26 protein-coding genes and 3 pseudogenes are annotated in these 24,348 nt (G+C 38.9%); 16 read left to right on the plus strand and 13 right to left on the minus strand.

The genetic code is table 11. The features are described 5' to 3' along the window. Window positions 1-246: 246 nt before the first annotated feature. Window positions 247-1,488 (minus strand): aminopeptidase, encoded by a 1,242-nt coding sequence (locus CZ382_RS00735; protein WP_088049350.1) that lies wholly within the window; start codon window positions 1,486-1,488, stop codon window positions 247-249. Between the two features lie 379 nt (window positions 1,489-1,867). Between CZ382_RS00735 and CZ382_RS00740 the strand changes: the two are divergent. From CZ382_RS00740 to CZ382_RS24710, 12 genes and pseudogenes are all read left to right on the plus strand, one after another. Beyond that, window positions 1,868-2,002, plus strand: a pseudogene (locus CZ382_RS00740) (LacI family DNA-binding transcriptional regulator); the annotation flags it as partial. A 460-nt stretch (window positions 2,003-2,462) separates the two neighbouring features. Beyond that, window positions 2,463-4,844 carry a polyprenyl synthetase family protein gene (locus tag CZ382_RS00745; RefSeq protein ID WP_196406355.1) on the plus strand — a complete coding sequence of 794 codons (2,382 nt, stop codon included), beginning with the start codon at window positions 2,463-2,465 and terminating at the stop codon, window positions 4,842-4,844. A 36-nt stretch (window positions 4,845-4,880) separates the two neighbouring features. After that, entirely contained in the window at window positions 4,881-5,114 is a 234-nt protein-coding gene (locus CZ382_RS00750) for a hypothetical protein (RefSeq protein ID WP_088049353.1), read from the plus strand. A 30-nt stretch (window positions 5,115-5,144) separates the two neighbouring features. Then, window positions 5,145-6,107 carry a D-cysteine desulfhydrase family protein gene (locus CZ382_RS00755; protein ID WP_088049354.1) on the plus strand — a complete coding sequence of 321 codons (963 nt, stop codon included), beginning with the start codon at window positions 5,145-5,147 and terminating at the stop codon, window positions 6,105-6,107. Window positions 6,108-6,563: 456 nt separating this feature from the next. Then, window positions 6,564-6,869: a DUF4176 domain-containing protein gene (locus tag CZ382_RS00760; RefSeq protein WP_200809505.1), complete on the plus strand. Its 306-nt coding sequence runs from the start codon at window positions 6,564-6,566 to the stop codon at window positions 6,867-6,869. Between the two features lie 18 nt (window positions 6,870-6,887). Then, window positions 6,888-7,259, plus strand: a complete 372-nt coding sequence (locus CZ382_RS00765) for a hypothetical protein (RefSeq protein ID WP_088049356.1) — start codon at window positions 6,888-6,890, stop codon at window positions 7,257-7,259. Beyond that, complete coding sequence (locus tag CZ382_RS00770) at window positions 7,256-7,594, plus strand: hypothetical protein (protein WP_088049357.1); 339 nt, start codon at window positions 7,256-7,258, stop codon at window positions 7,592-7,594. Before CZ382_RS00765 ends, CZ382_RS00770 begins: the two co-directional genes overlap by 4 nt. Before the next feature lie 4 nt (window positions 7,595-7,598). Next, window positions 7,599-7,952: a hypothetical protein gene (locus CZ382_RS00775; protein WP_088049358.1), complete on the plus strand. Its 354-nt coding sequence runs from the start codon at window positions 7,599-7,601 to the stop codon at window positions 7,950-7,952. A 44-nt stretch (window positions 7,953-7,996) separates the two neighbouring features. Then, window positions 7,997-9,262 carry an HNH/ENDO VII family nuclease gene (locus tag CZ382_RS00780; protein WP_088049359.1) on the plus strand — a complete coding sequence of 422 codons (1,266 nt, stop codon included), beginning with the start codon at window positions 7,997-7,999 and terminating at the stop codon, window positions 9,260-9,262. Window positions 9,263-9,287: 25 nt separating this feature from the next. Further along, complete coding sequence (locus CZ382_RS00785) at window positions 9,288-9,731, plus strand: SMI1/KNR4 family protein (protein WP_088049360.1); 444 nt, start codon at window positions 9,288-9,290, stop codon at window positions 9,729-9,731. Window positions 9,732-9,903: 172 nt separating this feature from the next. Further along, on the plus strand, window positions 9,904-10,353 hold the full coding sequence (locus CZ382_RS00790) for an SMI1/KNR4 family protein (protein WP_250889592.1): 450 nt from the start codon (window positions 9,904-9,906) through the stop codon (window positions 10,351-10,353). 183 nt (window positions 10,354-10,536) lie between these two features. Beyond that, window positions 10,537-10,731, plus strand: coding sequence for a pre-toxin TG domain-containing protein (locus tag CZ382_RS24710; protein ID WP_088049362.1), 195 nt, complete (start codon window positions 10,537-10,539; stop codon window positions 10,729-10,731). A gap of 307 nt (window positions 10,732-11,038) precedes the next feature. On the opposite strand, the gene CZ382_RS00800 is transcribed toward CZ382_RS24710, so the two are convergent. Beyond that, window positions 11,039-11,800, minus strand: a complete 762-nt coding sequence (locus CZ382_RS00800; protein WP_088049363.1) for an SDR family oxidoreductase — start codon at window positions 11,798-11,800, stop codon at window positions 11,039-11,041. Window positions 11,801-11,949: 149 nt separating this feature from the next. On the opposite strand from CZ382_RS00800, the gene CZ382_RS00805 reads away from it, so the two are divergent. Continuing rightward, window positions 11,950-12,531: a TetR-like C-terminal domain-containing protein gene (locus CZ382_RS00805; protein WP_088049364.1), complete on the plus strand. Its 582-nt coding sequence runs from the start codon at window positions 11,950-11,952 to the stop codon at window positions 12,529-12,531. Between the two features lie 134 nt (window positions 12,532-12,665). Here CZ382_RS00805 and CZ382_RS00810 read toward each other — a convergent pair. Continuing rightward, window positions 12,666-13,643 (minus strand): annotated as a pseudogene (locus tag CZ382_RS00810) (MFS transporter); the annotation flags it as partial. A gap of 160 nt (window positions 13,644-13,803) precedes the next feature. Between CZ382_RS00810 and CZ382_RS00815 the strand changes: the two are divergent. Continuing rightward, complete coding sequence (locus CZ382_RS00815) at window positions 13,804-15,030, plus strand: IS4 family transposase (RefSeq protein ID WP_088049366.1); 1,227 nt, start codon at window positions 13,804-13,806, stop codon at window positions 15,028-15,030. Window positions 15,031-15,204: 174 nt separating this feature from the next. Here the strand turns inward: CZ382_RS00815 and CZ382_RS00820 are convergent. From CZ382_RS00820 to CZ382_RS24490, 7 genes and pseudogenes are all read right to left on the minus strand, one after another. After that, window positions 15,205-15,453: pseudogene (locus CZ382_RS00820) on the minus strand (MFS transporter); the annotation flags it as partial. Window positions 15,454-15,467: 14 nt separating this feature from the next. Further along, a complete protein-coding gene (locus CZ382_RS00825) occupies window positions 15,468-15,857 on the minus strand; it encodes a MarR family winged helix-turn-helix transcriptional regulator (protein ID WP_407701304.1) in 390 nt (129 codons plus the stop codon). A gap of 444 nt (window positions 15,858-16,301) precedes the next feature. After that, window positions 16,302-16,517: a hypothetical protein gene (locus CZ382_RS00830; protein WP_235000364.1), complete on the minus strand. Its 216-nt coding sequence runs from the start codon at window positions 16,515-16,517 to the stop codon at window positions 16,302-16,304. 143 nt (window positions 16,518-16,660) lie between these two features. After that, window positions 16,661-17,395, minus strand: coding sequence for a glucose 1-dehydrogenase (locus CZ382_RS00835; protein WP_088049368.1), 735 nt, complete (start codon window positions 17,393-17,395; stop codon window positions 16,661-16,663). 35 nt (window positions 17,396-17,430) lie between these two features. After that, window positions 17,431-17,880, minus strand: coding sequence for a MarR family winged helix-turn-helix transcriptional regulator (locus CZ382_RS00840; RefSeq protein WP_088049369.1), 450 nt, complete (start codon window positions 17,878-17,880; stop codon window positions 17,431-17,433). 24 nt (window positions 17,881-17,904) lie between these two features. Next, the gene (locus CZ382_RS00845) at window positions 17,905-18,660 is read right to left on the minus strand and encodes an SDR family NAD(P)-dependent oxidoreductase (RefSeq protein ID WP_088049370.1); all 756 of its coding nucleotides are present in this window, start codon (window positions 18,658-18,660) and stop codon (window positions 17,905-17,907) included. Beyond that, a complete protein-coding gene (locus tag CZ382_RS24490; protein WP_268811306.1) occupies window positions 18,660-18,818 on the minus strand; it encodes a Maf family protein in 159 nt (52 codons plus the stop codon). Before CZ382_RS24490 ends, CZ382_RS00845 begins: the two co-directional genes overlap by 1 nt. A gap of 143 nt (window positions 18,819-18,961) precedes the next feature. Between CZ382_RS24490 and CZ382_RS24715 the strand changes: the two genes are divergently transcribed. Further along, window positions 18,962-19,048, plus strand: a complete 87-nt coding sequence (locus tag CZ382_RS24715) for a putative holin-like toxin (protein WP_407701305.1) — start codon at window positions 18,962-18,964, stop codon at window positions 19,046-19,048. 340 nt (window positions 19,049-19,388) lie between these two features. On the opposite strand, the gene CZ382_RS00850 is transcribed toward CZ382_RS24715, so the two are convergent. The 3 genes from CZ382_RS00850 to CZ382_RS00860 all read right to left on the minus strand — a co-directional run bounded on the left by CZ382_RS00850 (window position 19,389) and on the right by CZ382_RS00860 (window position 23,116). Beyond that, window positions 19,389-20,798: an ISLre2 family transposase gene (locus tag CZ382_RS00850; protein ID WP_088049371.1), complete on the minus strand. Its 1,410-nt coding sequence runs from the start codon at window positions 20,796-20,798 to the stop codon at window positions 19,389-19,391. Window positions 20,799-20,947: 149 nt separating this feature from the next. After that, the gene (locus CZ382_RS00855; RefSeq protein WP_088049372.1) at window positions 20,948-21,529 is read right to left on the minus strand and encodes a Maf family protein; all 582 of its coding nucleotides are present in this window, start codon (window positions 21,527-21,529) and stop codon (window positions 20,948-20,950) included. 225 nt (window positions 21,530-21,754) lie between these two features. Continuing rightward, window positions 21,755-23,116, minus strand: coding sequence for an IS4 family transposase (locus tag CZ382_RS00860; RefSeq protein ID WP_088049373.1), 1,362 nt, complete (start codon window positions 23,114-23,116; stop codon window positions 21,755-21,757). A gap of 247 nt (window positions 23,117-23,363) precedes the next feature. Between CZ382_RS00860 and CZ382_RS00865 the strand changes: the two genes are divergently transcribed. Continuing rightward, a complete protein-coding gene (locus CZ382_RS00865) occupies window positions 23,364-24,107 on the plus strand; it encodes a CPBP family intramembrane glutamic endopeptidase (RefSeq protein WP_235000365.1) in 744 nt (247 codons plus the stop codon). The last annotated feature ends 241 nt before the right edge of the window (window positions 24,108-24,348 follow it).

The raw sequence follows: 24,348 nt of genomic DNA on the forward strand, positions 1-24,348 counted from the left end.
TATTAGCGAAGGGCTGTCCCTTTGTTCAAAGTAAAGAAAGTATATAGTTTTTAGCGATATTAATTCATGATCGAGAAGGGCCGTGTCCAGCTCCAGCGCCCAGCAACTAGCAAACTTCACACTCCTTCACTACGATAAGTCAACATCGGTTCGCTTCCAGCTCACCGTGTTTCCTTTATCTCATTGCGGAGTGCTCCAGTTTGTACGTTGCTAAACGGGCGCTTCCGCTTTTCCTAATAAAAAAACTTAAATCGCCCAGTCTCCATTCCGGAAAACCGGAACGACCGTTCCATCCTGTTTGATACCGTCAATGTCCATCTTGTCAGAACCGATCATAAAATCAACGTGAGCAGTGGAAACATTCATCCCATGTTTCAGTAATTCTTCCTCGCTCATTTTTGTCCCGCCTTGAATGCATGTCGGATAAGCCGCACCGATTGCCAGGTGGTTCGATGCATTTTCATCAAATAGTGTTTCAAAGAAGGTAATGCCTGATTGCGAAATAGGCGATGGATCTGGCACGAGCGCAACTTCACCCAAGCCTGTTGCACCTTCGTTATCCTGAACCAATTTCTTAATCGCTTCATCGCCCTTTTCAGCGGAAATGTCCACGATTTTGCCATCCTTAAAATGTACTTCGATGCCTTCAATTAATGTTCCGGCATAACTTAGCGGCTTTGTGCTGCGAACGACGCCTTCCATACGACGTGTATCGGGTGCAGTGAAGACCTCTTCCGTCGGCATGTTGGCGATAAATTCTTCGCCCTTAGGATTAAAACTTTCCGCACTTTGCCAAATATGGTTCTTCGGTAGGCCAAGCGTTAAATCAGTACCTGGTGCGGTGTAGTGCAAGGCATCAAATTGATAGTCATTTAATTTTGCGGCTTTTTCCTTTAGCGTTTCTTTATGCTCATCCCAGACAGCTACCGGATCGTCGTGATAGATACGGCACGTTTTGAAGATTTCATCCCATAAGGCATCGACCTGTTCTTCAGAAGTTTTAAGGTGAGGGAATACGCTTCTCGCCCAGTCAGCACCAGCTGCAGCGGCGACGGTCCATTTCAAATCATCATTTTGCGTCGCAATGCGCTGTGCCTTGAATGCTTTTCCAGCCACTTTTTGATAAGCAGCGACTTTCGAGGGGGTGACTTCATTCAAAAGGCTGGGATCACTGGATAAAATGGAAAGCCGGCAGACGCGGTGATTCAATACATGGTCTTCGGATTCTTCAATTTCGTATTGCGGAATGTTAGTTAACACTTCTTCTGACTGGTGTATGTAATGCTGTTTCGTGATTTCCTCGTCAGACCATTTCACAATTACTTTTTCAGCACCAAGCGCATAAGCTTCTTTGGTGACCAAGCGCGCTAATGGAGCCTGTTCAACGGCAATGGTCATTTTTACCCAATCGCTAGGATGAACGTTGAGGCCTTTTGCGACCAGCAGCTTGGCGTATTTTTTTAGATTATCATTAAAGTTCGGTAGCATGTTTTTTACCTCCTTATTTTTTCATTGTGACGATATTAGTATAGTGAAGGGGGTTTTGGAATGCAAATGGGTGCTCTCAGGCTGACAATTTGACAGCAATCATAACAGTAGTCGATAAAGTACCATTCCTCCATTAAAACTGTAGAAGTTGATTATTATATTAAGTAAATTACATGAAGGTGACTGGATACTTATGTAAAAATATTCATAGGGATTGAGAAAGAAAGTACTTTCAACGGTATGAAAGAAGAGAAGTTTGTATGATAATTAATGCAAAACCAATTATATTAATTGCAAGAGATATTTTACTGCTTTGTTGTTAAAATAATGTTAGATACATAAACTCCAATACCGTTAAAATCACTAAAGGGGTATTTTGATGGCCAATATACATGATATTGCTAAAAAGGTGGGTGTTTCGGTATCTACCGTTTCACGTGTGTTGAATAATCATAAGTATGTTTCCGATGAAAAAAGACGTGCTGTACAAAATGTCATTGATGAATTAAATTATACACCATTACAGGGTCATTTTGCGGAAGGTCTGGTATTAGCTATTATTATTATGAGATAATGCAAAAAGGATTAATATACGCTTTTCTAATTATGTAACCAAGTTTGTGAAAGTGCGCGCTTAAAGTAACGGAGCGTTGCTTGTTTTTTGAAGATAAGCTTACGCGTGACAATAGTAGCTTGTTAGTAATAAAGTTGTTATTGTTGATTATATTTAAATAATGTGACCTTATAGAAATAGTCTCAGATAATTATGATTTATAGAGGATGTTCAAAAAGTCCGGTAAAAAATGACACTTCGAATTTCTTCGTTGGCTTGTTTCTCCGCTGCTCATGTATCTGATTGCATACATTCCGCTGCTCGAAACTACGCCGCCTCGAACTTCTCGGTCCTTTTTATCCTCCTTTTTGAACACGCTCTTATAGTGCATACTAAAAGTAGCGAGCATGAAATAGAGGGAATGTGTAGAATGAATGACGAGTTAATAAAAAATATCGATGCATCTTATCGGCAGGCTGAGGAGAAGGCCGCTGCTTATTTTAAATTACTTCATGAGCAAGTCTCACAAAACACCTACGTCACCACCTTGACAAAAGATTTTAAATCCTGGAAGCACAATCATCTTCATCATTTTTCCTTATTATCCTTTGTAATGCGTCGGAAGAGTGAGCCTGATTCTAAAGACTATCATCATTATATTGGGTGGCTGGATAAAAAAGGCAAACTAGATAATTACCTAGACCGCAGCATCTCCTATATTTTTATGCGGGATCTGGGCAAAGCACTGGATTCACCTGATATACAATGCCGAATCCGGCGTTCAGTTGACAGGTTAAAAAGTCACCTAACTCAGTCCAAACTCCAAGGAGAAAAAACGTTTAGCATGGCTGGATTGTACCGATTCGCGCAAAAGGAGGGCGTTGAATCGACCTTGATATGGGTGATTGGTAAATTAAAGACGGTTTCTGCTAATATTCCTAATGGGATGGATGCGGAAGAAGCCCAGCGGAAACTGATTAAAATCATTGCTGGGGTAGTGATGCAAGTAATGGAAGAGATGGTGGATGAAGTACCACAGTCAGAACGTACAGAGAGACTCGATAAAGCAATTAGGCTTGGCTACTCGTATGGTTTGACCTATCCTTTCATTGACGATCTTCTGGATGCCAAAATTTTATCCCCTAAAGAGGAAAAGCAATATTCTGATTTGGTCCGTACCACCCTTATCACGGGAATTGTTCCAGAATTAGGAGAATGGACCGGAAATAACAAGGAACTGATCCATTATATTCATTCCGAACTGCGAGATGCCTTTCTATATATTAAGGCCCATCAGCGGCCAGAGGTAAGAAAAGATTTTCTAGAGCAATCCTATGTGTTTTTTAAATCCCAGGAAGTGGACCGTGCAAAGGATCTTTCCAATGGTAATTACACGAATGACGATATTTATACCCCGGTCATCATGAAATCTGCTTCTTCCCGATTGATTGTCCGATCTATCATCGGTGCTTCTGAGGATGAGGGTATTGACAACCGAACGTTCTATTATGGTATCTACAACCAGCTAGCGGATGATTTTGCTGATATGTTTGATGACTTGAAGCAAGGTGGCGTGACACCCTATACGTATTATTTAACGTATCATGAAAAGCGTTCTGACCTTATCAATCCTTTTGAATTATATTGGACGGTTATCTCCCATTTGATCCATAACGTGTATCAATCAGATCCAAAAGTGAGCGAGGTGATTTTGGATCGTGCAATAAACGGTCTGAAACGATATAAAAAACGAATTGGAACCAAAAGGTACAATGAAGTCATGGATATATTTGCTTCTGGGATTCCAGAACTCAATCGTGTGATACAACGTATGGTTCGAAAAGCGGAAGATGTGGATTTCTTTGATAAACTGCTTCGGGACCATATGATTACCAATTTGAAAAATGAACAGAAGGAACAGAAGGAATTTTTAGACACGGTCGAAATCGTACGCAATCAGATCAACAACATCTTACATATCCCAAAAAGTGATCAGGATGCTTGGATGAAGGTAGCCCTTATTGATGCTGCAAATTATAGTCTGGAAGGTGAGGGAAAGCGACTACGGCCAATTATGACTTGGTTCATGGGCGTTAACATGTATGGATTAGAAAAGTCTGCCATCGTGCCACTGCTGAAATCATTGGAATATATGCATACTGCGTCCTTAATATTCGACGATCTGCCTTCCCAGGACAATGCGTCCATCCGCAGGGGACGTCCAACCCTACATGAGATGTATAACGTTGCTACCTCCGAATTAACCGGTCTCTTTCTAACCCAAAAGGCGACGTGCGAACAAGCATCTCTTAAGTCGTTCGATTCGAAACGGGTGCTTCGATTGATTCACTATTCGGCCCAATTGACTGCAGATATGTGCATGGGGCAGGCGATGGATTTGGATTCCAGAGGAAAACAATTGACACTGGAACAATTAAATATGATGTGCTTTTATAAAACCGGAATAGCATTTGAAGCTTCTCTTATCATGCCAGCAATTCTCACAGGTGAAGAGGAATTAAACATGAAAGCTTTGAAAAAATTTGCCTATCATGCCGGCATTGCTTTTCAAATTAAGGATGATCTTCTTGATGTTGAGGGAGACTTGGAATTGCTCGGAAAGCCCACCTTGAAAGATGCGGAAAACAACCATGCTAACTTTGTTTCCATCTTAGGTGCTGATGGCGCTAAAAAGGCGATGTGGGAACATTATTGTCTTGCAATGGAAGAGTTGCAAGAGGTGCCACACAATATTACTTTTCTCAAGCATTTCTTAAAGTACATGGTTAACCGGGATTATTGAGCGGTTGATAGCTAGAATACGGAGACCTTTTATATAATGAAGAAGAGGAGAAAGATACTTGCTAAGCGGCTAGAAGATGATCTCCTATCTGGAAAATGGGATAAAAAATATGGGAAGCATCGGACGCTTCCGGGTTTTATTGGTGCGAAATACGAAAATCGCCTGAAAAGTCTCATGCTATTGACATCCATGAGGGAAATAACTTATTCGTTGTCCTTTGCAGTCGTTTCCACTTTCATGTTAATGTTTCTTGATAGACCCCATTTGTAAAAATAATGGATGAAGAAAGGACAGAAAAAAATGCAGAAGTTAAATATCGCTAATCTTAATACACCAATACAGAAATTGGAAAAAACTAGTCAAAAACTTGGAAAGAACATTTATATAAAGCGAGATGATTTTACTGGGACGGAAATTTCCGGAAACAAAGTCAGGAAGCTGGAGTATTCCATAAAATATGCGCTTGATAACGGGTATGATACAGTTATTACAACTGGAGGAATTCAATCGAATCATGCTAGAGCGACCGCTTGTGTTTGCAGTATGGAGAATTTGGAGTGTCATTTAGTTCTTAGAGGCGAAATAAAAGAATTTGAAGGAAATCTATTTTTGGATAAAATGCTTGGCGCTAATGTGCATGTAATTGGTGATGGGCATTCACGTGAAGAAGCAATGGAGGAGCTGAAAGCGGAATTAGAGCGTAAAGGTAAAAAAGTCTATGTCATTCCTGTAGGGGCTTCTAACGCAATTGGTTCATATGGTTATATTAATTGTTATGAGGAGATAAAAAAGCAGGAAGAAGACATGAACATTCATTTTGATTCTATTAATATTGCAGTTGGTTCTGGTGGGACATATGCAGGTCTTTGGTACGGAAATGAGCAAGATGGTTCAAACAAGAAAATTATTGGCTATTCCGTCGATGAATCAAAAGAAGTATTCAAAGAAGACATTATCCACATTGTGAAGGACATTGATAAAAGTAAAGTTAATTTTGGCAGTATTTTTATCAACGATCTATATGTTGGAATTGGCTATGCAAAGGCCACAGATGAGGAGCTTGCATTTTACATCGATTTTGCAAAAAAGGAAGGGATTGTTCTTGATCCCGCGTATACAGGGAAAGGCTTCAGAGGAATGGTGAATGAGATTAAGCAAGGGAATTATGACGATCAACAAAATATACTATTTATTCATACTGGGGGGCTTCAAGGATATACGAAAGAAATGAGAGATAGAATTAATGAATTAATGGGTAAGTAGAGGTAAACTCCAAAACGAAAAATGTCCCGAGTGATTAACACCCACTTGGGACATTTTTTGTCAGGAGAACCGTAGCAGGAAGTAAGTCCACTTTTGTTTTATACGCCATTAGATTCATACTTCTCCAAACAGAACCTTCCTTCTTACCAGAATCAACACATCCGTCATAATCTATTGTAACCGATGGAATACAAGTATTTTCGAGTTTATTAGTTTGTAAAACCGAATGTTTCATTACTTTAGTACTACTTTTGTGAAAATAACCAATTATTGTTTTACAACACTTGGAAAGTTTTATAAAATTGCAGTTAACGAAAACATCATTTTTTTACTTAGATATAAATACCTTGAACTAGATCATTTTTCTTACAAGTTATGAAACAGATCCAACCAACACGACCCACAGACAACAATTTTCTGCGGGTCATTTTTATACAAAATAATGAGGTGATGAACATGTTGCCAATTGGAAGTGTCGTACTTTTGCACGATGGTGAACAAAAATTAATGATTACAGGCAGGAAACCAATCGTGGAAACTATTCGTAAAGAAGAAGTGTATATGGATTACATTGCCTGCATCTATCCATCTGGAGTACTGGATGAGAATGTGTATTTTTTTAATCAAGAGGATATTGCGGAGGTCATTTTTACTGGCTATGCCGCTGAAGAGGAAGCAGAAATCGCTCGTTTTATCAAAGACTGGGAAGAACTGACACCATTAAAAAAGGGGAAAATTAACGATGAATTACTTGTCGAGTGAAAGTAGGAGGATGATGTCATGGATTTTGATACGCGAATCAACCGGATCGAAAACGTCATTCAGCAGCTGTCCAGTGCCGAAAGCCTTAACAGTGTTTGCCCAGCACCAGTATCCTCGTCAGACTGGAACAACAGTAAAGCTCGGGAGGCAGCTGAAGACTTGTTCACAACACTGGACACATTTTTAGCTGATTACAGTGATAAACATGCTGCTTTACTGGCAAAATTACAGTCATTAAAACTAGCAATCGTATTCGAAAAAATGGCGTCTTACAATATCCATCGGGTTGCGTTACTGGCGTTGCCAGAGGAAAAACATGCGCAATACATGAATCATACGGAAATGGATCCAAGTGTAAAACGGATGCTCACAGGAGGTGGATATGTATGATTGTTGCTAGTGGCGGGGGCGGAAAAGGTACTGCTGGTACTGCCAACATTGAATACGATTCGGTCAAGACAATGGAAGGGATTTCGAGCGTTCAGGAACAAGTAGATAAATTCGCCGATTCTACAAACAATATTGCCTCCAAATTTAACCGTATATTTTCCGAGTTGTCTGGTAAGTCCATTGATAGTTATCAAGAGGTGGCAAATTTTTATATTGATAGTGCAAAGCTGGCAGAAGAATATATTCGGATATTGGTAGACATTGTACAACAGGCAGATCAAGAAATTGCGGATGCAGAAAAGAAAAGTCGCAATATGTTTGATGATATGGGGTGATGGAATGGTTGAAGTAAAGATGGATCCGGATCGTATCGAGGAGTTATATGCAACACTTTACGAAGAGGAACTTAGCGCTGAGGCGATGGCGCAGAAATTAATCCTATTTAAGCGAACACTGGAGGAGCAGGGGATAGACAATTCCAGCTTATCGGGCATTCATTATTATTTGGATACATTGATTAATCTCATGGAAGTTTTATGCAGTAACATCATAACGCTCCAAGATAATGCAACAGAGATCGCCGAGCAATTTAGCAATACGGATGAAAATCTTGCGGCTATGTATGGAGGGACAACGGAAAGCTATCGATCGTATAAATATAGCCGGATTACCAGCGATTATGGACCTGATTAATGCAGTACGTTAGACAAAACATTCTTTGAGAGGGAGGGGAAGCAGTGGGAAAATTATCCGTACATACGGAAGAAACGGCCGATTATCTGATGCGCATGCATCGTCATTATGAAGACCAGGAAGCGATCATTAAAAAGCATTTAACAATCCTGGACGAAGCAGCAGGTCTCCTTGCTCCGGAGGATTTGGTTGCCATAGGGTATGAATACGACGCGTTGCAGCAAAAAGGAACCACCTATGTCAACAAGAAAATGCCACCCCTTCATGATATGCTTCCAGCAGCAAAACCGGTAAATCCATATATCGAAGCGATAACAACGATTAATCGTCTGTTGGATAAAAATGAAATCCATGAATTTAACCAAAGGATTCGCCATATCCAGCCATTTAACCGCACAACCGAGACAAAAGATGGCGTCACAATGGAAGACTTACTTACGGGAGCCGGAGAAATTGTCGGTGTAAATGATCTATACCGGGTTTTCAATGGAAAAGATCCGTTCACAGGAGAGGAGTTAACACTTGGTGAGTGGGCAGAGGCAGTTGGTTGGAGTGCGTTGACATTGGTACCAGTTGCCAAAGCCGGAAAAGTGGGCAAGGTAGCTAAAGGAACGAAAAAGATCAAAGGTGTTAAAGGGCTGCACCCTTCAGAAAAGCTTGCAAAACTTGGCGAATTTTCCAAGGGCTCATTGCGAACGGTGAAGCAAAAAGGAAAAGACCTCACCGCAGAAGGGCGGGCACGAATTCAGGATTTTGCGGATCGGTATGCGAATATGTTTGGGAATCAGCCTGTATGGGCGTTTACGGGTGGTAATCCTGATGGTGTGATGTTGGCGAAGGAGCAAATTTATAGTTATAATGAAATTCGAAACATTGATAAAAACACCAGTAGTTTTAATGTAACAGAAATGGGCAAAAAATATAAAAACTATGAACCTATGGACTACAAGGGAACTACAAAAGTCAATGGTGAAAATAGAAATATTAGTAGAAGAGTATATAAAAGAAAGGACATTGATATTACACTCGTTGATCCTAAAACAGGTTTAACCAATCTGGAACTTATGAAACTGGGAAGACCTCCTATTTGGAAAGATGGAAGTAAAATTGATTTACATCATTTGATACAAAAAGAGCCAGGATCTATGGTTGAATTACCAAAAACTTTACATCAGGAATATACCAAAGTGTTACATGGCCTTGTAGAAAACGGGGGAAGTTTTAGACGTGATCCACTGCTAAAAAAGCAATATAATAATTTTAGGACAAAATACTGGAAGTGGAGAGCAAGTGAATTAAAAAATAATTAGAATTTAATAGGTGGTGATTCTACTTATGAGCAGAAAGGACATTGAAAGAATTATAAGTGAAAATATAGATTCAGGTTTTTTTACCGGAGGTGCGGAAGAGAGTATTTTGGGTGAAATAGAAAATAGATTGGATGTAACTTTACCCGATGGTTATAAATGGTTTTTACGGAAATACGGTAGTGGTGGGATTTTTGGAGTAGATATTTTAGGTGTTGGTAGGTTTAACGAACCCATTGTAATCGATGAAACAATGAAGTTGAGGAAATTTGGGTTAGAAAAAAATTTGGTGGTTATTGAAGACTGTGATGAATTCGTATATTGCCTGGATACAAGTGAAATGATTAATAATGAGTGTCCTGTAATATCATGGGATCAGCATGATGGTTATGATAGCATTGAAGCTAAAACATTTACTGACTTTTTGACTGAAAGATTTGCAGATGCAAAAGAGGCTTGGGAAGAAGATTAATTACTGATTTAGTTATAATTTTGAGTACGACAACCTAGTTAATTTTGCGTTTGCTTTATTCCTAAGTATGTTTGTGATTTCAACATCAACAATAAAAATAAGTTTAAAAGGTAAAGTCCTATTCTTATTAATCTAATGAATTTAATTAATAGCGAGATGATATGAGATAAATTTGGAATATATATTAGCTAAAAATGTTATATTGGCCAATGAAGAATTATGTGATTTTGTAGGTCCACGTTCAGAGGAATTGATTGATCAAGCAGAACAAAAACTTGGATTCAAATTGGGTTCATATTTAGACTTTTTGACATCTTTTGGAGCTGGAAATTTCGGAGCGGAGGAGATTTTTGGAATAATAAGTAAGGAAAACTCATCAGTCCCAGATGCTGTATGGTATACATTAACAGAACGAAAGGAGGGCGAACTTCCTAATATTTTATTGGTGATTTACGAAACGGGTGGTGATGAGGTTTTTTGCCTTGATTTTAATAATATCAAGAATGGCGAACCAAAGGTGGTTTCATTTATAACGGGGATTGATATAAGGAATCAATCATTTGAAATAATTGCTGATAATTTTGGAGAATTGTTATTAAATTTAGTTAAACAAGAAATTTAGCCAAAAAAACCTTGATTGGCACTGTGCTAATCAGGTTTTTTTAATAGATGGAACATTAATAACCATTAACCGGCTGTTAAACGAAAATGAAATCCATGAATTTAACCAAAGCATTCGCCATATCCAGCCATTTAACCGCACGACCGAGACAGAAGATGGCGTTATAATGGAAGATTTACTGATCTGTACCGGGTTTTTAACGGAAAAGATCCGTTCACAGGAGAAGAGTTAACAATCGGGGAGTGGGCGGAAGCGGTTGGCTTGAGCGTTCTAACCGTGGTACCAGTTGCTAAAGCAGGAAAAGTTGGCAAGGTTGAAAAAGGAACGAAAAAGTTTAAGGGTGTTAAGGGGCTGGATTCGCGGGAAAATTCGCAATGATTAGCTAAATTTCCTAGACATCATTACAAACTGTGAAGTAAAGTTTAAAATGAAATGAAATCTAACTATCGTTCAAGAAAATATCACTTGCTAATTGACAAAAGGATTTCGGTATCACTGCGTCCTGTAGTTTGCGTTTGCACCGGTTTTTTTCAATAGTTATCATCTGTCGTCAGGAACTTGGGCATCCAATCGCCCAGTGCAATGATGATTAATGTAATTGCATAACAGCACTAAAATTAACCAAAAAGAAAATAGATAAAAAGAGGCCTTTCCAATATATAAACGAGGCCTCTTTGGAGATTTTCTAGAATGCAGCAGTCCATCCGCCGTCAGCCGTCACCACAGTACCGTTTACAAAGCTTGAATCGTCCGATGCTAAAAATAATGCTACTTGTGCGATTTCTTCTGGTTGTCCTACTCTTGGCATAACCGCCTGCACGGCTTTGGTCCGTTCCATACCAAACTGATTAACAGTCTTCATGGAGGATGCAATATTTGTTGCTACACCACCTGGAGCAATGGCATTACAACGGATACCCTTCTGTGCATACATGTAAGCCGTATTTTTGGTGAGACCAATGACTGCGTGTTTTGAAGCACCATATGCTGCCCCCGCATGAGCCCCATTCAATCCACCGGTTGAAGCGGTATTAATGATTACGCCATTTTCTTTTTCCAGGAAAATAGAGAGTGCTTTACGCATCGCCCGCATAACGCCTTTCGTATTAATATCAAAAATTAGATCCCAGCGCTCATCCAGAATATCCCCGACAGGTTCAAATCCATCCATAATACCAGCATTATTTACTAGAATATCCATCGTTCCATATTCATTTACGGCTGTATCAATCATGTTGTCAATGTCTTCTTGTTTTGCAACATTTACTTGAACTGCTTTACTCACTCCATTATCCTCTGTGATTTCTTTTACTACTGCGTCGGCACCTTCCAGGTTTAGATCAGCTACAATAACTTTTGCACCTTCTTTTGCATATAATTTTGCAATTTCCCTTCCCATACCGGAAGCTGCGCCCGTTACGATGGCTACTTTGTCTGTTAATTTCAATTTATTCCCCTCCTAATGATTTTTATTGAACATGTGTACAATAAAAATTATACTGGATAGGGAAAAGAACTACAAACAACAGAAAATACAAATAGTGTTGCGTAATCAACAACTATTTATAAAAGTGTTCAATAATGGAGTGAAAAAACTTGAAACAGGATTTACGGGTTATAAAAACGCAGGAAAGCTTACGTCATGCTTTATTAACTCTATTGAAAACGAAGCCTTTAGAAGCTATTACAATTGCAGAGCTATGTCGCTTGGCAAAAATTAACCGTGGAACATTTTACCTGCACTATAAAGATGTTCATGAAGTTTTTAAACATTATCTGGAAGTAATTGTGGAAGATTTGAGACAATCTTATGAGGAGCCATATCTTAAGACGAACTTTATGATTGAGAATATCGAAGCAGACATGATTAAAATATTTCATCATGTAAAAAAATATCAGGGTTTTTATCAGATTGTCTTTGATCAACAAATACCAATGATGTACTATTATTTGCTATTTGATACCATACAGTCATTTATGAAGGAATCCGTAGATGAAGCATTTCTGAAAGCGGAACGTGATATAAATGTAGACTATCTTCTTAGTTATCAGACAAATGCGATCCTCGGAATATTAATAGAATGGCATCGTCAAAAATACGAGACATCTATTCGAGAGATAAATCAACAGCTGATAGCAATTTTATCCATCAACAGTCCATTTCGTAAGGAGCGATAATAAAATAGGCTATTTGCTTAGAAAAATAACACAGGTTAAAACTAAAAAGCTTAAGGCAAACGGTTAATAATTAGAACGGAAAATATCCCAAGTGTAAATCTCTACTTGGGACATTAATACCCAGAAAGCGCTGCTTAATGTGCTTCTGATTTTCTTGATTCCATTGGATTGATACGTGGCCATGCCGAACTTTCCTTTTTACCATGCATGAAATAATAAAGAATAGTAGTAGCTAGGACAAGCACACCAAGTATGATATAAAGGTTTCGGTATCCAGTAAACGGGATGATCAACCCAAGCAAGGATGGCCCAAATCCTAGTCCAGCATCAAGCGAAATATAGTATGTTGATGTTGCCAGTCCGATTCGATGTGGTGGTGTCACCTTAACCGCGATTGCTTGCGTGGTTGATTGCATATTACCAAAACCGAAACCAATAAGTACACCGGCTAATAACAGGACCACGCTATTTCCTGCTGTACTTAAAAGCAATAACCCTGCTCCAAATAGAATAAAAGCTGGATACATGACCGAGTTTGCCCCTTTCACGTCCATTAAGCGTCCGGTGAAAGGGCGGGATACCAATATTGCTACAGCGTAGACAACAAAGAACAGGCTTGCCACATCTACCAGGTCGATTTCAATTGCATAGAAATTAATAAATGAAAGGACACTGGAGTAACCAAGAGATATGATAAGCACAACCAGCGCAATTGGTAATGCTTTTGGTTCAGCAAAGTCGGAAAGCTTCCATTTTTTACTCACAGCAGCTTTTGCCGGCTTTTTCACTATTGGTATTTTTACAAAGAGAGAGATGATGAAACTAATGATTCCTAATGCAAGACAAAAGCCAAAAATCGACTGAAAACTAGTATGTTGACTCATGTATAGCCCAACGAAAGGACCGATTGCTGTTGCTAATGTAATGCTCATGCTGTAAAAGCCGATTCCTTCTCCTTTTCGCTCACCAGGTATCACCTCGGCGACAATGGTTCCTGTTGCTGTGCTTGCCATCCCTAAGGCAGTTCCATGCAATAAACGGGCGATAAGCAAAAAAGTAATTCCTGCGTCGATAAAATATAAACAGGAAGTCAAAATAAAAAAGATTAGGCCAAAATCACTAGCGTTGCAGGAAAATAAAATATAAAAGTCAAGAAATATATTTTATGTGAAATTTGGCAATAATGGCAATTTAACCTTTAAAAGTCATAAAAAAAGCCTTATAATTAGGGTATGGTAGTCCAGTCCAAATCCCTAACTATAAGGAGCTAACATGGACAATAATACCATAAAACATGTATTTAAGGAATACATTCATCCACTGGATACAAAAGTTATACAAAAAATGATTGACCATGCCCAAATCGATAAATATGTAAAAAAGCTTGGTGTACTCACGTTTATCAGAACTTTCATTTATGCTCAGCTGAAAGAATTAAAGAGTCTTGGGCGGATAAGCGATAATGTAAAACGCAAGAAAATGGTACAAAGACTTGTTGGCATAAAGCGTATTAGTAAATCTCAGCTTTCACGAAAGCTGGGTGAAATACCGCCTGAAATTTTTCAGGTTATCCTGCATCATCTGGTTCAAAAATTGCATCAAGAACTCGGTTCCAAGCAAGCAGATAAGGCACTTGGAAAGATACATTTAATCGATTCATCAACGATCTCGATGTGCCTTAGCCAATATGAATGGGCCGTTTTCCGAGAGACAAAAGCTGGAATAAAGCTACATACTTCCGTCAATTTTTGTGATGGTGTTTCTTATCCAAATGACGTGATTCTTACTCCTGCAAAGCCAGCAGATGTCACACAGTTAGACCCATTAATTTTGGGTAAAGATGCGCTTCACGTATTCGACCGCGGCTATTTCGACTTTGGCAAATTTGAGTATTATTGTGCAAACGGAATTCGATTTGTCACCAGAATTAAAGCAAATACGATCGTTCACGTGATAGAGGAACTACCTGTAGATCCATCCTCTGCAATCATTCGTGATGCGATGGTGAAAATCGGAAATATGAAACATCCTTTACATTTGGTAGAAACATTGGATAGTAAAGGCAACCTCATTTCGATTGTATGCAATGATGCAAAAGTGAGCGCGCAAGAAATTAGTGACCTCTACCGTACACGTTGGCAAATCGAATTGTTTTTCAAATGGATAAAGCAGCATTTGGTCTTGATAAAATTTTACGGACAAAGCGAAAATGCCGTATTCAACCAGATTTACATCGCGATGATTACATTCTGCTTAAATCTGTTAATGAAAAACAAATTAGGATATAAAGGTACATTACTGGAAATGTTCAATTGGGTAAGTGATTTTTGGTCTAAAAGTCTTTCGAGCTTCATAAAAGAACTTTTCAAAAAACCGGATCGAACATCCAACGGACGCCGAAAGATGCAGCATCAGCGAATATTTGAAGAAACCTTAGCACAATATGAATCAGGAGATGTTTTACATTTAGATGATCTAACGTACGATCCACTCGTTTAAATAACTAATGAATTCCAAAAAATGGATGAAGGACTACCTTTATAGCCCTATTATCTTTTTTTCTCTGATTCACGAAGAAGGTGAGACTGAATATTCTTTATAATTGATAAATGTAAATAAGTTACAAATCAAAATGGTTGACTAGATCTTTTATTTTTTATGCAACGCTAGTGGGCCAAAATATAACATTTTCTTGTTACCGATGGAGGTGATCATACGTCCAATAAACAGCCGTCCAATTAACGTTCCAATAATAAATATACCAGTTACGAGCCCAGCCTGGCTCTCCGAAACATGAAACTGCTCAACCGCGTAGACGGCCATCGTTACTAATAATAAATAAAAAACCAAGTATAAGAAAAAATTGGCGGATGATACGATGATAAAGTCTTTTGTCCATAATTTACTTTTTGACTGATTCACTAAAAACAATCTCCTTACTTCATAATATTGTTCCTGACTTTTTCCATAATTTTGATGGTCTCCAGTTGTTCCGCTTCTGACATGCCTTGTAAAATCTCTTGTTCAAACTGATCAATGGTGACACGGACATTTTCATAAACGGTTCCGCCAAGCTCTGTCAGCTGCATGCGTTTTTCGCGCTTATCTTTACTTGCCCCTTGCTCGACATATCCCAATTCTTCCAAGCTGGCAAAGGTTCTGGTGATGGTGGGCTTCTCCACACCTTGATAATGGGAAATCTCTACATGTGTTGCCGAGCCATAGTTGTATAAGTAGTATAAAATGGTCCATTGCGCCCGATGCAGGTTATGTTTGTTTAACTGTACATTCAAACGATTTTCAAAAGGGCGATACAACGTGATCAGTTGATGGAAAAACTTTTGTGTAGTTTTTATGGGAAGCACCTCCGTAAATAGTTATCATAGGTAATAGTTAGCTTGAGTAACTTTAATAGGGTAACAAAAATTGAGGAAGATGTCTAGTGTAAATTTGATTAGTGGAAATAAAAAGAACGAAGTTGCGCGCTAATGTGTTAAACTCGCGTGACGGAAGAGAGAACTCGTGCGACAGGAGAAGAAACTTGTTGACTAGACTTTTCTAAAACTCAAACTAGGGGAAATTATGCAAAAAAATTAAAACTTTAAAATGGTGGAATATGGAGTATAAAGACTTACCGAATAAGGCTTGATACAGGAGGGGTAAACAAAACGGAGAAGTAGGGACCTAATCTTTCATCCTTCCTTCTCCTTAGCTTATGGAAACTTTAATCTCAAAATCTTGATGTCTATTCCCAGTAGCTTTCAGTTTCATTACTTGGTCAAATAAGAACTGTCCCATAAAGGAAGCTTTGTTCCAATGTTATTTTCTAATGCATTCTGATAAACTTTATAACCCCATGCTACGTCTTCTGTTGGAAGACCTCCAGTCATACATATAATGACTTCATCATTGGATTTCCTTCCTTCTTTTTCTCCTGCAATGATCACCCCGATATTAAAGATATTTTGGGGACGATTATAGACCAAAAAAATAGACCTCCCTTAGTTTACAACCAAGTGAGGTCAATTCCTTACAGGCCAACGCAAAAGTAAGCTATTACGCCCGCTTCTCCACGTCAATCCTTTACATAAAATAGTGTATACTCCCGCCAAGTGAACCACCTTATTTCCTACTGTGCAGTCAATCCTCCATCGACTACAAACTCAGAACCAGTGCTGTAACTTGATTCATCTGAGGCAAGGTATAAAACAAGATTGGAAACTTCTTCTGGTTTTGCAACTCTTCCCGTTGGTATATGCTTTGCAAATTCTTTAATCGCATCTTTTGAATCTTCTTGTGCAATCATTGGGGTTTCAATAACTCCTGGATGAACCGAATTTACACGGATACCATAGTGAGCTAATCCCAGCGCAGCAGCCTTTGTCATTCCTCGTAAGGCAAATTTTGAATCGGTGTATCCAATAGCCCCTCCAACAAGGCCATTCATGGACGAGATATTGACAATCGAAGCCCCGTTATTCTTTTTCATTGATGGGATAACGGCCTTCATGCCAAGGAATACAGATACCTGATTAATGTCAATGATTCTTCTATACTCCTCTTCAGCTATTTCTTCGATGGATTTGTTCATACTGATGCCTGCATTATTGACTAGCACATGTACAGGACCAAATGCTTTTTCAGTTGCAGTAACAACATCATCCCAATTCGCTGCTTTTGTTACGTCAAGCTTTATGAATGTTGCATTTTCTCCAAGTTCATCAGCTAATGCTTGTCCTTCTTGCTCAAGAATATCTGCGATCACTACCTTGGCGCCTTCCTTCGCAAATAAACGGGCATGTGTTGCTCCCATACCACGTGCCCCTCCAGTAATAATTGCTACTTTGCCATGTAATCTGTTCATATGAATTCCTCCTGTTTGGGTAAAATATGATCGATTTAAGATTCTGTATCATTATCTTTCCTATCTTGAATGCCTTTAACCAATTTCTCTTGAATCATTAAATATTGATTGATTTCTTCTTCGTTTAAGACTTCAAAATGCTGCATAAACAATTCCTGACCGATTGCCTGTGCTTCTGACAATGCATTTTCCCCGGCGGGTGTCATTTCTAACCGGATAGTCCGGCGGTCACTTTCATCAAACAACCTTTCAGCCAGTTCTAAATGAACAAGCTTTGTGGCGATGTTCGTCATCGCACCCTTTGTATAGCCAAGTGTTTTAGCCAATTCTATTTGCTTTTGCGGCCCCTTTGATTTTAATTCGGCTAATACTAGAATCGGCGAAATTCCAAGTGGGTATGGAAATGCCTTTGTAAACCGGATAATGTTTTCATTATTCATTTGTTCAATCGCATGAATCAGCTTAAAAATATTTGTCTGTCTCAAAAAATCTCTCCTATAAGCATTATGTTAACGAAGCATAAGGGAGCCGCCATCGACCATGATTGTTTGGCCAGTAATATACTGTGAATCATCAGAAGCGAGGAATACTGCAACACGGCCAATATCCTTTTCCACATCACCAAAGCGGCCCATTGGAATTTTGCTCTTAACTGCTTCGTAATATTCCGGCTGTACTTTTGCCCATGCCTGCACACCAGGCGAATTAGCGATTGGGCTAATTAAGTTGACATTAATACCAAATTTGCCCCATTCATTTGCCGCGACACGAGAAATGCCGCGAATGGCCTCTTTTGCGGCTGCATAAGCAGCTTGTGTTTCATGACCTTCCAAACCGGCACCAGATGCAAAATTAATCACATTTCCCTTCGATTCTTTTAAATAGGGAAGTGCAGCTTTCATTAAATAGAAGGTTGGATAAAATCCAGTACCAAATGATAAATCCAAATCTTCCTGTGCTGTATCTTCAATCGTTGCTTGCTTTGACGCATGTGCATTATTTACTAACACATCAAGCCTGCCGTATTTCTCAACCACTGTTGTAATAATGTGTCCAAGATTTTCTCGATCCATTAAATTGGCTTGCAGAAACATGGATTTAGGAGAGAAAGCCTGCAGTTCTTTTTCCATTGCTTTACCAGTTTCTTCGTTGACATCAACTATGGTGACAATCGCTCCTTCTTTAACCATTGCCTTGGCCATACCGCTGCCGATTCCACCGGCGCCACCGGTAATAATGACCACTTTATCTTGTAATTTACCCACTATTGTCCTCTCCTTGAAAAGTAGTTTAGTGTTAAACCATCTTGAATATAGTTTAACACTAAACTATACTTTTGGATAGTAAATGAAATCTTGACCTGGTTTAAGAGCTCGTGCCTTCTTGGTGATGACGATGCTAGGATAAGTTTTTTGTCTAACAAGTTATTAATAGAAAATTAAAATGTTTCTTTAAACTTTTCAGGTAAGTGATATAATAGAAATATGCAATAATCGTGTTTTCCTCAAGGGAGGTCGGCGCATTCTTGTCGTTGTAGTGTCATGCGATACGCTATAACGGAAGGGGGTGTTGCCCTTGTCTGTTTTTGAGACATTGGTACTGATGATCGCTTTTGCAACACTCGTTGTGACGATTATAGACCATAAAAAATAGACCTCCCTGAGTTTAGTAGCCGGGTGAGGTCTATTCTTACCTGCGCTGACCCCTCTTGAAGGGGAGCGATTCATTGCTGACCGGAGATATTGGAGTATCTTCGGTCTCTTCTATTATATGGTGCATATTATACTTCTATAACTATTATAACACAAAAAAGCGCTATGCAAACAAAATTACATAAGAGTATGTGTCAAGTTTTTCTCGACGTTGCTTTCATACCAATATTTCAGGCGCTCCCATTTTGTACACCTTGTTCGGCTACCGCGCTGTCGCTTGCTGGCCTCATTTTTGACAGAACGGTCTTAAAAACCAAAGACCGTTCCATCAAAAACGAGGTTTATTGTAATATTTTAAATAAGTTACCTATGGCTGTTGAATGAGCCGCATATAAAGCGACAGAACCTTGTTTTACACCAATAGATGGTTGTGTTGGCTGACGTAATAATTGGGCCACTCTGACAGCTTTTTTTACATCCCGTTGTTTCCTGGTACTCCGTTCATTGCATTTCAGATAAGCGTTACGCAATGTATTATTCAACATGCCTTGTTTGATTTTCACCATTGCCTCCGCACCATCATTACTCCAATGCATTCCACGCTTTTTCATACGAAAAGACACATGCCGCTGGTTGGATTCCATAGCACCGAGTTTCCTGGCATCTCTAGGGCTGTCTGTTACAATATCCCGCCAGTCGTAAATGCGTTCCCAATTGTTGAGAATGTAACTGCGAAAGACGTTGATTTTCTCCATCTGCTTATCGTCTTCCAATGTGCTTTCGTATGTATCTAATTGAAGCTTGAATCCTTCTAAATCATGTTCCTTCAGTGCCTTTCTCCCTGCATCTTTATAGGCATTTCCTGCACTGCCAAATGCACGGTTAAATCCTTGTGAGATATGATAGTCATCCAGTTGGTTTAAAATCGGTTTATTCGATTGGGAAAAAGCAGCTTGAAACCTTTCAACTGTATAACCCGGGCCACCGTCACTGTTAGTAACAACCTGTGCGTCTTCCAGTGTATATCGGCTGGATGCCATCGCCTGCGTTTCATCCCAAAATGCATCTGTAGATTGCGTTGTCATAATTACTGTCGGTTCCTTAAGGGATACACGTTTCCCGTTTTTCTCCCATCCTTCATACATGATCGCATGGTGCACTTCCATACTCTGTTTTTTTTGGAGTCCGCGGACAAAAACACCATCTGCCTCCGCATAAAAGAAATCAACCTTTTTTCCTTCTGGCAGGGACGCTGCTTCATCCAACTCTTTCACCATCTCTTGATCCATCTCTGCCTGGGCTTTACCCACAGTCTTTACCATATTTCCTACCGTTTGGTGACTTAAGCTTACAGGTGTCCATTCCTTGAGAGTACGGGCCACTTGCCGGTAAGTACTTTCACTCGCCATTTCGGCTACTTTCAGTTCCACCAATGGACTGTATCGTTGCCTATCCCGCAGACCAATCCACTCATCCAATGGATAGACTGCCTTTCCTTTTTTATCCCTCATCAACGTATGATCAAAGGTAACCGTCCCAAACATAAATTGTACACTTCTTGAATCTGTGGTTTCCACTTTCCAGTCATCTGCACGTCTTTGTGCTACAATGACTTGATTTAATTCACTGAACATGCGCCCCATCAAAGAGGAAAAGAAGTTATACATTAAAATTTGAGCTCTTTCTTCAAACTCCACCAGATTCGTTGTATTCTTTATTAATTCATACAGCTTTGATATAATATGATCCATGAGAAGGCCTCTTTCTAAAATGTATTATGCCGTGCAAAGCATACATTTTAATGATAGAGCGCCTTCTCTTTTTTGGCTATCAAAAAGTACCGCAATTACTACCGAGTATAATTTTACACATACTACATAAGAGCGGTAAAAATTACTTGTCATTGTTCTTCATCCATATAGATAGTAAATCGCCTCAGTTCCCTAACCACACGCGAGATAGGCAATCCCATGACAGTATAGTAATCGCCGATAATTTGCTTCACAAACATCACCCCGAGGCTTTGGATTCCATAAGCCCCTGCTTTATCATACGGTTCATCTGTGGAAACGTACCAATCTATCTCCTCTTTTGATAACGGCCAAAATTCAACCTTTGTCCGTTCAACAAATACAATTTCATCATCATGGGAGCGTATCATAACACCAGTAAATACTTCGTGTACGTTTCCACTAAAAGAAGCAATCATTTGCGCGGCATCCTGTCTATCTTTCGGTTTTCCAAATATCGTTTGATTGAAGGAAACAACGGTGTCAGCCGATAAGATCACCTCATTCTCATGGTAAAGCGGGACATTTTGGCCTTTGAGTAACGCTAATTGCTTTACTTTTTCCGCTGGATCCTTTGATTTGATTTGTGATTCATCTACTTTTGGTTTTCGGATAATAAAAGGGAGCTTGACCTGGTTTAACAGCTCCTGCCTTCTTGGTGATGATGATGCCAGGATCAATTTTTTTGTCATATGTCATTTCTCCTTTAGGATTAATCGATTATCACAGTTTTTTTTCATCTATATCCAACCCTTTAGTATCCATTTTGAACGATCTTTTTTTCAAAATAAATTATTTGATTTGCCATAAAGCCACAGTTGTCAGTTTCCGTCCCTAGTCTGAAGAATTTGGGTTCAAATAATAATATAATTTAACCATTGCTAACAATTTATTCTAAGGGGTGGTTTATTATTAACTCAACTTTCGCATGCTGAAATAGGCAGGTAAACCTTGATGTAATTAGGCAAGCCTGCAATCCACTGCTGTAGTTGAATTTTGATTAATCCTTGCATTTTCTTGTTACTCTTTTTGATGGTATCTTCAAGAAGCTCGATTAATTGCTGTAATGCTACAGCCCAATCAAGGTCACTGATTTCATCACAAAGCTCATAAAACATGCCACCTAAAGTACGTTGATCTGTACTGCAACGATTTTGCCATGACAACACGATATATCTTGTAAACACGATAGTTGTATGGCTAATAAGTGAGTCATAGGAACGGCCTTGAAATTCCTTTTGTAGCTTCAGTAAGGATTTTGTTGTTTTGAAAAAGACTTCAATATCCCATCGCATGCCGTAAATGCGAATAATTTCTTGATCACTCAATGTGCAATCTGTACTTAAAATAGCCAACCAGTCATTTTTCTTATTGCGATTGCGAACGAAGACCACTTTTACTGGGACACCGTTTGCTTGGACAGTATGGATGGAGCGCAAAATCCCTTTCTTTCCATCGGTTGGAGTCGCCAAACGATAGAGCTGTTCCAAGGATACACGCTCGTCACCTACTAGGTAACGCTGTTTTAATTTTTTGACCATACCAATCACATCTAGACCTTGTTCTTTAATGTCTTTAATGAGTGGCTGGTGCGTGAACCATGTATCCATCAACACATAATCGGCTTGGATCCCCGTGTTCATTGCGCGACTGATCATATTCGGGATTTGTTCCGGTGCAGTTTGTAACGCTTCAAGACGTCGCTTATAGCCAGAACTGCGCTTGTCAATTTTTGAAGAAATACCGTTAATCTGGCTCTTTTTCGAACTCAATAAAGAAAAATCAACCGGTAGGAACGTCGCACCATCAGACCAACCTAAAGTTAACATGCGAAATCCTTTGTAAAAGCGCATTTTTTGGGAAGCATGATCAAAGCAACGAGCAAGTAATTCTACGTTTTTACTACGGTTTCGATCATATGCAGAATCATCCAAAATAAATACTTTCGGACGGGCATGATTTGTAAGTTTCGTTACCTTTCCAGCGGTAAACGCGACTAAGAATAGTAAAAATCGACGCCAAGCAAATGTTGATTGATTCAAAAAGCGGTAAACAGTATCCTTAGCCGGAAATTCAGGAGACTTTTTACTTTCAAGTGCGCGAAACCAGTTTTTATTTTCGAAGATCAAACAAAAGACTAATTGAAAAAGATGAGCGCAGGAATAGCCAAAATTCTTCGTGATTCCTGCATGTCTTAGATGTTTTAGAACTTTTAATTCTTTAAATGTAGATTTTAACTCGTTTGGCAGTTGCTTATTTAGGTTATTTTTCGCTATCATAGTAGGAGCACCTCTTCTATTTGGTAGTTTTTTCTGGACAATTAAACTATACCAAAACTGGAGGTGTTTTTCTTTTATGATGATTGAGTGTCAAGCAACATAACACATTAGCTATTGACTAGTATTGTACCTAAGTTAAACTACATTTTTACTCTGCGAAAGTTGAGTTATTAAAAAGAAAAAAGCATTAAAAAGTCCATTGATCAGTTTTGTTGTCTTAACTTATGTAATATTTTTTGTGGTTTTTATGATAATCGGTATAGGTATAGTGTTAGGTGCACCAGAGAGCGTAACAAACATTTTACAAATCATTGCCGCATGGTCATCCACCTTTGCATTTATTATTTTATTTAAAAAGATCTATCCGGGATTAAGGTTAAAGGATTTTGTAAAACAGCAATTTGCTTCAAGGATTAGGCTTTCTGTTCTTAACACCATAATGATAATTCAAGTTATAATCATCGCCGTAACTATATTTCTGCTATCAAATACAACTAATACTCAAGATTTAGCATTATCATTTACAGGTCTTGGACTATTACTTTTCGCATTTTCAGATCAATTAGTAAGGGGACCTTTAGGTGAAGAGTTAGGTTGGAGAGGATATGCTTTAAATGAACTTCAAAAGAAGTACTCTCCTTTGATATCAGCTCTAATAGTAGGTGTTTTATGGGGGTTTTGGCACACCCCACTATGGTTTGCCTCGGGTTATACGGGTGTGAATTTAATCAAGTATATTGTACTTTTTATGATTGGAATTATATCTTTTTCGATTATTGTGACGTTGTTCTACAACTTAAATAAGAACCTGGTGATACCGATTGTTACTCACCAACTATTTAATTTTTCTCTTGTGATGATTAAAGGAGATTTATCAGACATTTTAGTATATGTTATGCTTTCTTATTTTGTTGTCGCATTAATATTAATCGTTATAAGAGCGTGTTCAAAAAGGAGGATAAAAAGGACCGAGAAGTTCGAGGCGGCGTAGCTCCCGGCACCGGAGTGTACATAAAAGGTACATGAGGAGCGGAAAAGCAAGCCAACGAGCTTCCACAGGATGTGGTGACTTCGACGTTCGACACAGGACGTGTCGGTACTTAGTCGAAGATCTCCTGCCCCGAAGTGTCATTTTTACCGGACTTTTTGAACATCCTCTATAAATCCAAAGGAAATTCTATACAAAAAAAGCATATGGAAATGATGTTAAGAAATAATCAATTTTATTATGG

The organism is Virgibacillus dakarensis (assembly GCF_900155625.1).
Lineage (GTDB): Bacteria > Bacillota > Bacilli > Bacillales > Amphibacillaceae > Lentibacillus_C > Lentibacillus_C populi.

Bases quoted from the DNA above. Each gene is read 5' to 3' on its own strand.
- CZ382_RS00865 (WP_235000365.1), top strand. From the start codon at position 23,364: ATGATAATCGGTATAGGTATAGTGTTAGGTGCACCAGAGAGCGTAACA.
- CZ382_RS00860 (WP_088049373.1), bottom strand. From the start codon at position 23,116: ATGATAGCGAAAAATAACCTAAATAAGCAACTGCCAAACGAGTTAAAA.
- CZ382_RS00735 (WP_088049350.1), bottom strand. From the start codon at position 1,488: ATGCTACCGAACTTTAATGATAATCTAAAAAAATACGCCAAGCTGCTG.
- CZ382_RS00775 (WP_088049358.1), top strand. From the start codon at position 7,599: ATGGTTGAAGTAAAGATGGATCCGGATCGTATCGAGGAGTTATATGCA.
- CZ382_RS00770 (WP_088049357.1), top strand. From the start codon at position 7,256: ATGATTGTTGCTAGTGGCGGGGGCGGAAAAGGTACTGCTGGTACTGCC.
- CZ382_RS00765 (WP_088049356.1), top strand. From the start codon at position 6,888: ATGGATTTTGATACGCGAATCAACCGGATCGAAAACGTCATTCAGCAG.
- CZ382_RS00745 (WP_196406355.1), top strand. From the start codon at position 2,463: ATGTGTAGAATGAATGACGAGTTAATAAAAAATATCGATGCATCTTAT.
- CZ382_RS00750 (WP_088049353.1), top strand. From the start codon at position 4,881: ATGAAGAAGAGGAGAAAGATACTTGCTAAGCGGCTAGAAGATGATCTC.
- CZ382_RS00785 (WP_088049360.1), top strand. From the start codon at position 9,288: ATGAGCAGAAAGGACATTGAAAGAATTATAAGTGAAAATATAGATTCA.
- CZ382_RS00835 (WP_088049368.1), bottom strand. From the start codon at position 17,395: ATGAACAGATTACATGGCAAAGTAGCAATTATTACTGGAGGGGCACGT.
- CZ382_RS00850 (WP_088049371.1), bottom strand. From the start codon at position 20,798: ATGGATCATATTATATCAAAGCTGTATGAATTAATAAAGAATACAACG.
- CZ382_RS00760 (WP_200809505.1), top strand. From the start codon at position 6,564: ATGTTGCCAATTGGAAGTGTCGTACTTTTGCACGATGGTGAACAAAAA.
- CZ382_RS00755 (WP_088049354.1), top strand. From the start codon at position 5,145: ATGCAGAAGTTAAATATCGCTAATCTTAATACACCAATACAGAAATTG.
- CZ382_RS00815 (WP_088049366.1), top strand. From the start codon at position 13,804: ATGGACAATAATACCATAAAACATGTATTTAAGGAATACATTCATCCA.
- CZ382_RS00855 (WP_088049372.1), bottom strand. From the start codon at position 21,529: ATGACAAAAAAATTGATCCTGGCATCATCATCACCAAGAAGGCAGGAG.